Annotated in this window: 13 protein-coding genes; 2 read left to right on the top strand and 11 right to left on the bottom strand. The window is 62.5% G+C overall.

The window, feature by feature from the left end:
- Nucleotides 1-2,537, bottom strand: a 2,537-nt coding sequence (locus D7D26_RS11010) for an ESPR-type extended signal peptide-containing protein (protein WP_255415989.1), incomplete at its 3' end; no start/stop codon positions are given.
- A 624-nt stretch (nucleotides 2,538-3,161) separates the two neighbouring features.
- Here D7D26_RS11010 and D7D26_RS11005 point away from each other — a divergent pair.
- A complete protein-coding gene (locus tag D7D26_RS11005; protein WP_120373072.1) occupies nucleotides 3,162-4,154 on the top strand; it encodes a biotin--[acetyl-CoA-carboxylase] ligase in 993 nt (330 codons plus the stop codon).
- 48 nt (nucleotides 4,155-4,202) lie between these two features.
- On the opposite strand, the gene pgsW is transcribed toward D7D26_RS11005, so the two are convergent.
- The 10 genes from pgsW to rplU all read right to left on the bottom strand — a co-directional run bounded on the left by pgsW (nucleotide 4,203) and on the right by rplU (nucleotide 11,440).
- Nucleotides 4,203-5,243, bottom strand: coding sequence for a poly-gamma-glutamate system protein (gene pgsW / locus D7D26_RS11000; protein WP_158606348.1), 1,041 nt, complete (start codon nucleotides 5,241-5,243; stop codon nucleotides 4,203-4,205).
- Complete coding sequence (locus tag D7D26_RS10995; protein WP_120373070.1) at nucleotides 5,240-5,677, bottom strand: poly-gamma-glutamate biosynthesis protein PgsC/CapC; 438 nt, start codon at nucleotides 5,675-5,677, stop codon at nucleotides 5,240-5,242. The genes pgsW and D7D26_RS10995 overlap by 4 nt, the downstream gene beginning before the upstream one ends.
- The gene (locus D7D26_RS10990) at nucleotides 5,674-6,669 is read right to left on the bottom strand and encodes a Mur ligase family protein (RefSeq protein ID WP_120373069.1); all 996 of its coding nucleotides are present in this window, start codon (nucleotides 6,667-6,669) and stop codon (nucleotides 5,674-5,676) included. The genes D7D26_RS10995 and D7D26_RS10990 overlap by 4 nt, the downstream gene beginning before the upstream one ends.
- A gap of 102 nt (nucleotides 6,670-6,771) precedes the next feature.
- Nucleotides 6,772-7,125, bottom strand: a complete 354-nt coding sequence (gene rsfS, locus D7D26_RS10985; RefSeq protein ID WP_120373068.1) for a ribosome silencing factor — start codon at nucleotides 7,123-7,125, stop codon at nucleotides 6,772-6,774.
- Nucleotides 7,126-7,154: 29 nt separating this feature from the next.
- A complete protein-coding gene (locus D7D26_RS10980) occupies nucleotides 7,155-8,468 on the bottom strand; it encodes an LCP family protein (RefSeq protein ID WP_120373067.1) in 1,314 nt (437 codons plus the stop codon).
- Nucleotides 8,465-9,124, bottom strand: coding sequence for a nicotinate-nucleotide adenylyltransferase (gene nadD / locus D7D26_RS10975; RefSeq protein ID WP_120373066.1), 660 nt, complete (start codon nucleotides 9,122-9,124; stop codon nucleotides 8,465-8,467). The genes D7D26_RS10980 and nadD overlap by 4 nt, the downstream gene beginning before the upstream one ends.
- A gap of 2 nt (nucleotides 9,125-9,126) precedes the next feature.
- Complete coding sequence (gene obgE / locus D7D26_RS10970; protein WP_120373065.1) at nucleotides 9,127-10,428, bottom strand: GTPase ObgE; 1,302 nt, start codon at nucleotides 10,426-10,428, stop codon at nucleotides 9,127-9,129.
- A gap of 102 nt (nucleotides 10,429-10,530) precedes the next feature.
- Complete coding sequence (rpmA, locus tag D7D26_RS10965; protein ID WP_120373064.1) at nucleotides 10,531-10,806, bottom strand: 50S ribosomal protein L27; 276 nt, start codon at nucleotides 10,804-10,806, stop codon at nucleotides 10,531-10,533.
- Nucleotides 10,806-11,129, bottom strand: a complete 324-nt coding sequence (locus tag D7D26_RS10960; protein WP_120373063.1) for a ribosomal-processing cysteine protease Prp — start codon at nucleotides 11,127-11,129, stop codon at nucleotides 10,806-10,808. The genes rpmA and D7D26_RS10960 overlap by 1 nt, the downstream gene beginning before the upstream one ends.
- Nucleotides 11,126-11,440, bottom strand: a complete 315-nt coding sequence (gene rplU / locus D7D26_RS10955) for a 50S ribosomal protein L21 (RefSeq protein WP_078017101.1) — start codon at nucleotides 11,438-11,440, stop codon at nucleotides 11,126-11,128. Before rplU ends, D7D26_RS10960 begins: the two co-directional genes overlap by 4 nt.
- Before the next feature lie 227 nt (nucleotides 11,441-11,667).
- On the opposite strand from rplU, the gene D7D26_RS10950 reads away from it, so the two are divergent.
- Nucleotides 11,668-11,864 (top strand): helix-turn-helix domain-containing protein (locus tag D7D26_RS10950; protein WP_147413073.1); only part of this gene is annotated, 197 nt, incomplete at its 3' end.

The following is an 11,864-nucleotide window of genomic DNA, read 5'->3' as shown; positions in this document are numbered from 1 at the left end:
TCGACGACCAGCGGCGTGGCGGCGTCGATCTGCTTGCTGCCCGGCACGGCTTCCGCGTCCTGGATCGTCCACTTGGCCTTATTGCCCACGATTGTGTTCACGTCGCCGATCGTGGCCGCGTTGTTTGTAACGCTGCCGCCGCTGGCTACGTTGGTGATCTGCTTGTTGCCCGCGTCGAACGTGGTGCTGTTGATCGTCGTACCGCCCGCCACGATCTGGTTGGTGGCGATGCCGGTGCTGTTGATCGTAGTGCCGCCGGCCTGCAGGCTGCCCGTGCTGCCCAGGTTCACATCTTTGGACAGTTTGACGGTAAGGGTGTCCGTGCCGTCGGAAACCACGCCGATGTTATTTTCGGTCAGGCCGGCCGTTTTCCCGCCCTTGACGTTGGTCTGTTCGCCCAGTCTGCGGGTAAAGACCGCGCCCGTGTCCCCGCCGTATTTGATTCCTTTGTTCACTTCTTCGATGACGCCGAACAGCTGGCTGCCGTTGACGGCGTCCGTAGAGTTGCCGCTGATGCGTCCGGCCGCCACGTTGGTGATCGTGCGCTCTGTGCCGGCCTTGCCCACGCTGACGGTAGAGGCTGGGCCTGTTCCTGCAAAGCCTTTCGTCTGGCCGTTGATCGTATAGGAAGCCGTTCCCACGGCCGCCGCCGTTTCCGAACCGGCGCCCAACGCGACGTCGCCTTCGGAAGCTGCGGCTCTGGCTCCATTACCGATGGCCACGGCCCCGACCGTTTCGGCCTTGGCTATCGTGCCGAGGGCCGTGCTTTGATTCGCGGTCGCCTGCGCATAATAGCCCACCGCAGTAGCGCTGGATCCGGAAGCGGTCGTCACATAGCCGAGCGTCGTGGAAGAATCGCCGGTCGCGCTGCCTCCCACGGCAATGGCGGATTTTTGCGTGGCCTGGGCGCTGTTGCCGATGCTGATCGCGTTCGTGCCTTCCGCCTTGGCCTTGGTGCCGATGGCCAGCGCGGAACCGCCCTCGTCGCCGATGCTGGCCGGGCCGCCGTTGGCAATGGCGCCGCCGCCGATGGCCGTATCGAAAGCGGTCTTTGCCTGGGCGGTCAATCCCAGAGCGAGCGAATTGTCGCCGATCGCCTTGGCTTCTTTGCCGACGGCTGCGGCGCTCTTTCCCTGCGCCGCGGCGCTCACGCCCGCCGCCAGAGCGTCGGCGCCGGTCGCGCCGCCGTTGTTGTAGTTGGTATCGGACACCGCGTTCACAGAATTGACGCTGTAATCATGGATCGCGGGGCTGGCCGCCGTGATGGCCGCCTTTAACTGCGCCACGTTGACGGCGTCCGTATCCGCGGAACCGGCCGCCACGTTGATGATCTGCCGGCGGACGGAGGAACTGCCGATGCTGACCGCACCGTCCGTGGCCTTGGTGGCGTTGACGGCGTTCTGCTGCGCGGCGCCCGCGGTGGAAGGGATGTAGGGATTGGTCGCGGCGCTGGAACTCTGGCTGCGATTCGCCGCGCTTCCCGCGCCCAGGGCCACGCCGCCCTGCACCGTTACCGAAGCCTGATACCCCAGCGCGGCCGCTTTTTGCACGCTGGTTTGAGCCTCCGCGCCGATCGCCATAGCGTACTGGCTGTTGCCCGTCGCTTTCGCTTCGGCGCCGATGGCGATGGCTTTCTGCTGATTGCCTTCGGTTTTTGCCCCGTAGCCGATGGCCACGTCGCCCGTGCCTGACGCCTTGACATTGACGCCCGCCGCCAGAGAATTCGTTCCTGTGGCGCCATCGTTGGCATAGTTGCTGCCGTTTCCTTGTTCGGAAGAATTCACGCTGTAATAATGGGTGTGCGCCGCCTTCAGCTGCGCCACGTTGACCGCGTCGGTGTCTTCGGTGCCGGCGGCCAGGCCCATGATCTGGCGGGTATATTTTTCGCTGTTGGTTATGTGACCGATGGAGACCACGCCGCGGTTAGCTTTCCATATATAATCGGTTTTTCCGCCTGACAGATACCCGGACTGGATGTCGGCGGTCTTGCGGTTGACGACGGAAGCCTGCCCCAAAGCCACGCTGTAATTTCCGCCCCACTGCACGTTCGCTCCCTGGCCCAAGGCGGTCGCGTAATCGGCCCCTCCAACGGAGAACGCGCCTATCGCTGTGGAACCTATCGCTTCCTGCGTCCCCGCTCCGGAATAGATAATGGATGCCTGCGCCTTATACCCCAAGGCCGTCGAGTTTTTCCCGAGCGCTTTGGAATGGACGCCTATCGCGACGGCACCTGAATCGATATCACTCCCTGTCGTTTTTGCAGTCGACTCTCTTCCCACGGTGACATCGTTCACTTTGTTTGTCACGCTTCCGGTGCCGATGGTAGTTCCCGGGCCGGTCCCGGGGCCGTTGTCTACCGCTCCCGCCGGCAGCGGCGACGCCAGGACCGCGCCGGCGACGGCCGCCGCGCACAGCACTCCCGTCAGGGACACGCTGCTGCAGCCGCCGCTGTTCTTGTGGTTGCGTTTGACCAGTTCCGAAACGACCATATAGCAGCCTCGGACCCTGTTCCAGATGACCTTGTAAATCTTGTTCATAAATGCACTCTCCTTTTGTCCATCATAAAAATAAGCCGAAGAATCTTGTCCTCCGGCCATTTCTTCCGCAAGATTTCGTTTGCATGGATCCCCCCCGTTGCGAATTTTTTTGCTGCTTTTTCAGGACGCTCTTGGTGCGCTTTCTTGGGATCGTTTCAAATTTCTTTGAAGAATGGGATCCATCGTTCCTGTTTTGTTGAGTGTAAACTGATAACTCTTATATATTCAAATTGTAATTAAACAACGAGTAGGATTATATCCCCCCCCCCTCCCCCCGCGTAAAGATGTCTTATTGTTTACTTTGATCGTTTTGCTCCAGTTTCTGATTATGATCCCGCAGACTTGCGTGACTCGACATCATGACATATGTTTACGGTGATTTTTCAGAACGTAAAAAAGAAGATGTCGGACGCTTTTAAAATGAAAACGTCAGGCACCTTCTTCAATGTATCCTCATCGGAATCATTTTGCTTTCCTCTTTTTCGGCGGCCGGCAGTTTCTTCACCGCGGGACGGCGAGTAAAGAACATCGCTGGCTTTTGCTCCGTCTTTGGTTTATACTGAAGGCGCTCGAGCCGGGAGACGGCATACCTATCGGCGCGGCGCGCCGCGACAGGAGAGAATCATGACGACGAAAGACGAAGTGCTGGGGATCCTCATGCGTTCGCAGGGGCGATACGTTTCGGGCGAAGAGCTGGCCCGCCGGCTTTCGCTGAGCCGCAACGCGGTCTGGCAGGCGGTGAAGTCGCTGCAAAACGAAGGCTGTTCCATCGACGCCGTGACGCGGCGCGGCTACTGTCTGACGGACACGCCCGACCTGCTGTCGCCGCAGGCGGTCGAAAAGCATTTTTCGCGCCGGGCGCCCTGCTGGGACGTCGAAGTCCGCAAGACCGTGACCAGCACCAACACGGTGCTCAAGGCGATGGCCGAAAGCGGCGCGCCGGAGGGGAAGATTCTCGTCGCCGCGGAACAGACGGCCGGCAGGGGGCGCATGGGCCGCCGCTTTTACTCCCCCGCCGGCAGCGGCGTCTACATGAGCCTGCTGCTGCGGCCTGCGTGCGGCCCCGCGGAGTCGCTGTACATCACCACGGCGGCCGCGGTCGCCGTGGCGGAGGCCGTCGAGAGCGTCGCGGGGCGGGAGGCGCAGATCAAATGGGTCAACGACGTTTACCTGCGCGGCAAAAAGGCGTGCGGCATCCTCACCGAGGCGGCGTTCGACATGGAGACGAAACGTCTTTCCTACGCGGTGCTCGGCATCGGCGTCAACATGCGCGCTCCGGCGGGCGGCTTTCCCGACGAGCTGGAGCCGATCGTGACCAGCGTCTTCGGCGAGGCGGATTACGATCCCGGGAAGCGCAACCGGATCGTGGCCGAGATCGTCGAACGCTTCTGGCGTTTCTACGAAAATTTGGACGAAAAAGCGTTCCTGAAAGGCTATAGGGAGCGTTCGTTCCTGACGGGCAAGGACGTTTACGTCGTCAGCGGGGCGGAGCGCCGTCCGGCGCGCGCGCTGGACATCGACGACGAGTTCCGGCTGCACGTGCGCTACGAAAACGGCGCCGACGAATACCTGCAGTCCGGCGAGGTTTCGGTGAAGCCCCGCGGCGGCGCGGCATAAAAAAAACGGCGAGGCCGGGAAAAGTTTTCCCGGCCTCGCCGTTTCCTTTTAGAAGCTCCATCTTTTGTAAACCGCCATGACGGCGACGAACGCCGCGAGGCAGGCCAGCGCCGCCCAGAGGCTGCGCGCGCCGTGAAAGATCGCGCCGGGCGGCGCGTCGAACGGCACGCCGTTGGCGGCGGCGAGGCCCTTGACGTTCAACAGGTGCACGACCGGATAACCGGCCTGCAAAGCCCGGCCGATCACGCCGCGGCCGGCGCGGCCGGAGCGGTGCAGCCCGGGGCGCAGGCGCAGAATGTCGTTGCCGGGGCCGAGGTTGCTCTCCGAACCGCCGATGCTGACGAGCGCCTTCGCGTGATGCCGCGCGAGCAGATCCATTTTCCACTGGATCACTTCTTCGAGGGAATCCTTGACGACCAGCGGCACGCGGTTTTCGGCGGCCGCGGCCCGCAAAAGTTCCATCGCCTCCGGCGGGAGCCCGCCGCCGACGTCGCGGCCGCCGCCGGGCGTGTAGGCGTACGCCTGCGTGCGCAGGAAACCGGCCGCGCGCAGTTCCTTTTCGAGCGTCGGCCAGGGAAAGCGCGGATCGTTGGCGCCCCAGGTCGACGAACCCAGCGAGACCACGAGCAGCGGCTGCGCGCCGAGCGACTCCAGCGCCTTCAAAACGTTGAAGGCCATGCCCGGGAACGACGACGACGAATAGACGGCCACGCAGTCGCCGGGCTGCACGCCCAGCGATTCCATCCAGCGGCGCACCACCACCGACCAGCGCGGGTCGCAGGCCGTGCGTTTCGCTTCGAGCGCGCCGAGCGTCGTGCTGAGAGGGCTCCATTCCAGACCGATGAACCCTGTGCGGTAAGGGTCGTCGTTTCTTTCGAATTCGCTGCCGCCGCGCACGCGCAGATCGTAGAGAAAACCCTGCGCCTCGCGCACGGAGTCCATCAGCGCGCGCTCCCGGGCCGACAGGCCGCCGCCGGCCCAGAACCAGAGCGCGGCCGAAACGGCGGCCAGCCCCAGCAGAAGCAGCCGGTTCCGCCGCACGGCGGCGCGCTGGCGCTTTTTGTATTCTTCAAGTCCGGCCAGCTTCATGACAGCGCGCCCCCCAGATGGAACAGCCATTGCGAGGCGAAGGCCGTCAGTACGGAGACGGCCGTCAGCGCCGAAAGCGTCTCCACGACGCCCTGGCGCTGCATGTCGGCGGCGATCAGGCCGGGGATGACCCAGCCCAGCCACGGCAGCGGCTGCACGAAGTTCCCCGCGGCCAGGCGGAACGCCAGAGCCATCAGCATGGCCCAGCCGACGCGGGCGCGGCCGTGCAGGCCCCAGCGCCCGACGGCGAAATTGAGCAGCGGCCAGATCAGCAGCGCGGCGAGCAAGCTGACGCCGACGCGGAGCGGGCTGTACAGCGTCAGCGCGATCGTCCCCGCGGAAACGAGCCCGCCGCTGCCGTATCCGGTGCGCCAGTCGCAGATCATGGAGACGGCGATGCCGATGCCGATGGTGAGGATGCCGAGATCGTTCACAGCCGAAGCCCTCCTTCTTCGCAGGTCAGTTTGAGGATCAGCGGCAGACCGTAGACGGTGTTGCCGCAGCCCAGCCAGCGCGCGCCGTCGAGGCGGCGGGCCAGCGCGTCCACGTCGCCGCCGCGCCAGAAATCGCAGCACAGCCGCGCGCGCGGCGGCCGGTCGCCGATGATCAGCACTTCGCGCCAGGGATGTCCGCGCATCCAGCCTTCGAAGCAGCGGAAACGGTCGACGCGGTCGGAACGGTGGTTGAAGAGGACGCCCGTCTCTTCCCGGCGCCAGCCCGTGGAGCGGAACAGCTCTTCGGTCGTGACGACGTCGTTGGCCGAAAACGCGAAAGCCAGTTCTCCCCCGCCGACGCCGAGCACGCGGAAATCCGCGAGATCGGGCGGCAGGCGCTTCATGGACTCGAGACAGAGTCCTTCGTCGAGGCCGAAGAAGCGGCACGCTGCCAGCGCCAGCCCCGTGTTGGCGCTGAGGTGCGGCGGCAGGCCGGGGATTTTTCGCGCCGGCAGGACGGCGAGATCTTTTTCTTCCGCAAGAAGCCGCATGGCGGGATTTTCCGCCAGCTCCGCCGGGACCGCGACAACTCCGCCGCGCGGCAGGGCGCGCGACAGCGCCCGCAGCACGTCGAGTTCGCCCGGCCCCCAAAAGGCTTCGTGGTCGGGGCGGATGTTGGTGAGCACGGTGACGGGGGGATCCAGCCACAGCGCGCACAGGCCCTGCAGTTCCGGCGAGACGGCGCTGTTTTCCAAAACGACGGCGTCGGCGTCGGCGGGAAGCGAGCGCAGCCACCATTTCATCTCGGAGATGTTGGCGCCGCCGGGGCGCAGGATCGGACGCTCCGAATCGGGGCCCAGTTCGCGCGGCACGACGCCGGTGATGCGGCCGTAAGCGCGCCGGCCGCAGCCGCGCAGCGCCGCGTGAATCAGGCGGACGACGCCGCTTTTGCCGCGGCTGCCCGTGACGGCGACGCGAATGGCAGCGGGCATGTCTCATTCCTCCTTACGGTACAAACAGCCGAAAAATCCCCAAAAATTCCCATTGAAAAACTGCCGCCGAGCCAGAAGATCTCGCGGCAGTTTTTTCGTTTTCTAGTCGCGGCTCTCGTAACGCTGGACCGGGACGTCGCCCCACAGGCGCTCCACCTTGTAGAACTCGCGGGCTTTGACGCTGAAAATGTGGATCACGAGGTCGCCGGCGTCGATCAGCGTCCATTGGGAGCTCATCGCACCTTCGACGCGGTAATCCGCGCGCAGTCTGTCGAGGCAATCGGTGACGGCGTTGACGAGGGCGCTCATGTGAACGTCCGAATTGCCCGAGGCGACGATGAAACCGTCGGCCAGCGGCGTGACCGCGCCGACGTCCATGGAGAGCACGTCCAGCGCTCTTTTGTCGAGGAGCGCGCTGACGAGCTCCTCCTGGATCTTGTGGGTGTTTTCGTTCATGAAATACTCCTTTGACTCACTGCTTTGACTCACTGCCGCTTCGCCAGCAGAGCTTCGATCCGCGCCATTACGTCTTTGCTGTTGTTCTTGCCGAGGATCAGCGCCGCGGGATAGGCGATGTTCGCCTTGCGGACGAGCCCTTCGGAGATGCCGCACAGTCCGGCAAGCTCTCTGGCCAGGCCGGGATCGCCTTTTTCCGGATATTGGACCAGGCAGTAGCGGAAATCCGCGTGTTTGGCGTTGCCGGTAAAAGCGACTTCGATGCCGGCCTTTTCGAACAGCGTCGTGAACTGTTTCCCCAATCCCGCTTTTCCCGTGCCGTTCAGGATGGCGATCGGCTCTTTGAAGCGGGAAGCGATCTCGCTCAAGTCTCCGGGCGGCTCGATGGAGCCGCCGAGGGGATCCGTCTCGGGCGCCGGCGGTTCGCCCGCGTCTTTCGGATCCGCACGGTCCTTGGCGTTTTTATCGGCGCTCAGAACGGAATTGGGATCCATTTCCTGCGACGCCCGCTGCAGGTCCGCCACAAAGTAGCTCAGACCGTCGATGTAGGCGGTCGAGCCCGGCATCGTAAAGAAACGCACGTTGCCCAGCTTCATGTCTTTCAGCTGTCCGGCAAGCTGCAGCGCCGCCTTGACGGGGATGTCGGTCTTGATTTCCGCAAGGACGAGCTCGATCAGCTCGGGGATCCGCGGCAGGATCGCCGGCGATTTCACCTTGTCGAGAAAGGCTTTGGCGAATTCCTGCTGGCGCTTCATGCGGCCGATGTCTCCCAGGCTGTCGTGCCGGAAGCGCACGTATTTGAGGCCGTCGACGCCGTTCATGTGGCGTTTGCCCGGCGCGAAATCGATATGGAGGTTCTGGGCGCGGTCGGTGTACTGCATCCGCCGCGGCACGTCGATGTCCACGCCGCCGATCGCGTCGACGATCTTGGGGAAGGAAGCGTAGTTCAGGACCAGATAATAGTTGACGGGCACTCCCGTCAGGTTGATCACCGTGTCGCGCAGCAGCTCGATCCCGCCGAAAGCGTAGGCATGATTGAGCTTTTGCGGCCGTTTGTGTCCCTTGATGGAAACTCTGGTATCCCTCGGGATCGACATGATCGAGGCCGTTTTGCGGTCGATATCGACTCTGGCCAAAATGACCGTGTCGGAGCGGTGGACGGCCTCGACCTCGTCGACGCCGAGGACCAGGACGTTCACCGTGCCGTGCCGTTCGTCGAAGCTGATGGTCTTTTTGATCTCCCCCACGTCCGCCGTGACGAGGGAATACAAGCGGTAAGTGGCGCCGACCGCGAAGGCGGCAAGCGCGATGAGGACGGTGAGGATTATGCTTCCGCGTCTCATTTTTTCAGGACCACATCCCTTCCAGGCTCTTCGTCTTTGTACAGGCCGCGCTTGTAAATGTACTGCTCGACCGGATGCGGCAGCAGATACCTGAGGTTTTCTCCGGCGGCGACGCGGTGGCGGATCTCCGTGCTGGAAATGGACAGCAGCGGGATCTCGAGGCGCAGGACGCGCGACCGCACTTTTTCCGGGAGGTTGTCGAGAGTGTAATGTTCGTAGTCGTAGCCGGGACGGTTGGCGGCCACGATCGTGCAGAGCTCGGGGATCTTTTCGTATTCCGTCCAGGTGTCCATGCTCATCAGCGCGTCGATGCCGGTGATGAAGAAGAACTCGACCGCCTGATCCGCGTACCAGTAGCGCATCTCGCGCAGCGTGTCCACGGTATGGCTGGGATCCTCGCGGTCGATCTCGAGGCGCGAGACGGAGAATTTGGGATTGTCGAGCGTGGCCAGGAACGTCATCATATAGCGCTCTTCGGCCGGAGTGACCGAACGGTAGCTTTTTTGATAGGAATTCCCGGTGGGGACGAAAATGACCTGCTGCAGGGAAAGCCTGACGAGCGCTTCCTGCGCCGCGAGCAGGTGGCCGAAATGGATGGGGTCGAAGGTCCCCCCCATGATGCCGATACGCGGCACCGACGCCTCCTCTGCCGCCATCGTCACAAGGCCCTTTCCGGTTCGAAGGTGAAGGACGTCTCGCCGATGTTGATCGTGTCGCCGGCCGCCGCGCCGGCTTCTTCGAGCAGGTCTTCCACCTTGAACTGCCGCAGCAGGCGCTGCAGGCGCAGCGGCGCTTCTTCCTGGCTGAAATCGTAGCGGGCCACGGCTTTTTCGATGCGGGGATGGACGACGCGGTAAACGCCCTCGTCCTCCTTGACGATGCGGGGCTTGCCGGCGGAAAACGAATCGACGTCGATGGGGACGTCGTAGAGACGGTACGAGCCCTTGGGGCGCGGATTGGCGCGGACGACTCTGACGATCTCGCCGATGAGCTCTTCGATGCCGTCGCCGCGAAGTGCGCTGGTGACGATCACCTGGAGCCCTTTGGCCGAGAAAAACTCCCGCAGCTGCCGGATCACGTCCCGATCGGGAAGCAGGTCGGCCTTGTTGAGAGCGATGAGGCAGGGGCGCTCGGCCAGTCCGGCGCCGTAGTGCCGGAACTCGTCGAGCACGACGTTCCATTGTTTCACGATGGTATCGAAGTCCCCGTCCGAAAGGTCGAGGACGTGGATATTCACCCGCGTCCGTTCGATATGGCGCAGGAAGTACAGTCCCAGTCCCTTGTTCTCGTGCGCGCCTTCGATCAGGCCGGGCACGTCGGCGAGGATGATCTTCTGGTCGTCGACGGCGAGGACGCCGAGATTGGGCGTCAGGGTCGTAAAAGGATAGCCGGCGATCTTTGGGTTGGCGTTGGAGATGGCTTTGAGCAGGCTGCTCTTGCCGGCGTTGGGAAGGCCGACCAGGGCCACGTCGGCGATCATCTTCAGCTCGAATGTGACGTCCCGCTCCTCGCCCGCTTCGCCTTTTTCCGAAAAGCGCGGGGCGCGCCGCTGCGAACTGGCGAAATGGGCGTTGCCCTTGCCGCCGCGGCCTCCCCTGGCGACGACGCAGCGGTCCCCCGGTTCGACGAGGTCGGCCAGCGGCGCGTCGGTGGCGGCGTCGTAAACGACCGTGCCGCAGGGGACGTAGATCGTCAAATCCTTGCCGTTGGCGCCGTAACACAGGGCGCCGCTACCGGACACGCCGCGTTCGGCGGCGAAGCGGCGAGTGTACTGGTAATCGGCGAGGGTCAGCAGATTCTGCGCGGCCTCGACGACGACGCTGCCGCCGTCGCCGCCGTTGCCGCCGTCGGGGCCGCCTTTGGGGACAAACTTTTCGCGGCGGAAGCTGACGCAGCCGTCGCCGCCGTGACCGGCTTTGACATGGATCCGCACGAGATCGACAAATTTCAGGGTGAACACCTCTTTTATTCAATAAAAGCAACGGGGTCGATTATAAAAAATGGACCCCTGCCGATACAAGGGTCCACGAGAAATCGAAGTGCCGCAGAGCGGCAAAGGGATTTACTCGACTCCGACGACGTTTCGAGCACCCTTTGTAGTAAACTTGACGACGCCGTCCTTGAGGGCAAAAAGCGTGTAGTCTTTGCCAAGTCCGACGTTTGTGCCGGGATGGAACTTGGTGCCGCACTGTCTGACCAGGATGTTGCCGGCCTTGACGACGCATCCTCCCGATTTTTTCACGCCCCGGTACTGGGGGTTGGAATCGCGGCCGTTGGTGCTGTTCCCCTGGCCTTTTTTATGAGCGAAAAACTGCAGGTCCATTCTTTCAAAGAGCATTACAAAGACACCTCCACATATTTGACGTAGCTTCCGTACGACTGCGCCGTTTCATAGAGCGCGCGGACGATCGTTTCCGAGAGGACGCGCACGCTTTCGACGTCCGCATCGTCCCAACGCAGCTCGATCGAGGCGTTTTCTTCGTCGATCTCGCGTTCCGGTTTCTGCCCGAGGACGTCCGCCAGCCCGATATGCAGCGTCTGCACAAGGACGCTGACGGCGGCGCACACCACGTCGGCGCCCGACTCCGCGCAGCCGCTGTGGCCGTAAACGCGCAAGCCGATGGGGACGCCGCCGCGGCGATAAACTCCGATGACCGTCACTCAGCGTTGACGCTGTCGATCGTCACCGCCGTGAACGGCTGGCGATGGCCGCGGAAGCGGCGCTGGTTGGTCTTGTTCTTGTACTTGAAGACGATGACCTTCTTGGCCTTGCCCTCTTCTTCCACCGTGCCCGTCACGGTCGCGCCGGACACGAAGGGAGCGCCGACGGAGACGCCGTCGTCCTTGCCGACCAGGAGGACCTTGTCGAAGGTCACGGTCGCGCCGGCTTCAAGGCCCAGTTTCTCGACCAGGATCTTCTCGCCGGGGGCCACTCTGTACTGTTTGCCGCCTGTTTCGATGATCGCATACATATTTTTTTCCTCCTCTCGCTGGCGCAGGTACTCGAATGAGTTTACAACCTCTGCCATGCGGAATAACTATGTTATTTTATCCGTTGGCGACGAATTCGTCAACAAAGACTTCATCGCGATTTTTCTCCAAAGAAAAGGTGAAATTCTTCAAGGTAAATGCAACGCAACATCTGGTACCCCGTTGCATTAAATCTGAATTAAAAGAAGCTTGCATTTAGTCTGAATTGATGAAAGAACTTTCTTACGAGACAACAGATCTCGGAAAGGAGTTCATCATCATGAACAAACATTTGACTCTGGCTGAAAGAAAAGCCATTGAAAGCGCCCTCAACCGGCGAGAATCTCTTAGAAGTATTGCCTCAACAGTTCTGAAGTCGCCGAGTACGATCTCCAGAGAGATCAGAAAACATGCAGAGACTGTCTT

This window comes from Pyramidobacter sp. CG50-2 (assembly GCF_003612005.1).
Classification (GTDB): Bacteria; Synergistota; Synergistia; order Synergistales; family Dethiosulfovibrionaceae; genus Pyramidobacter.
This window is presented reverse-complemented; position numbering and strand designations above follow the sequence as displayed.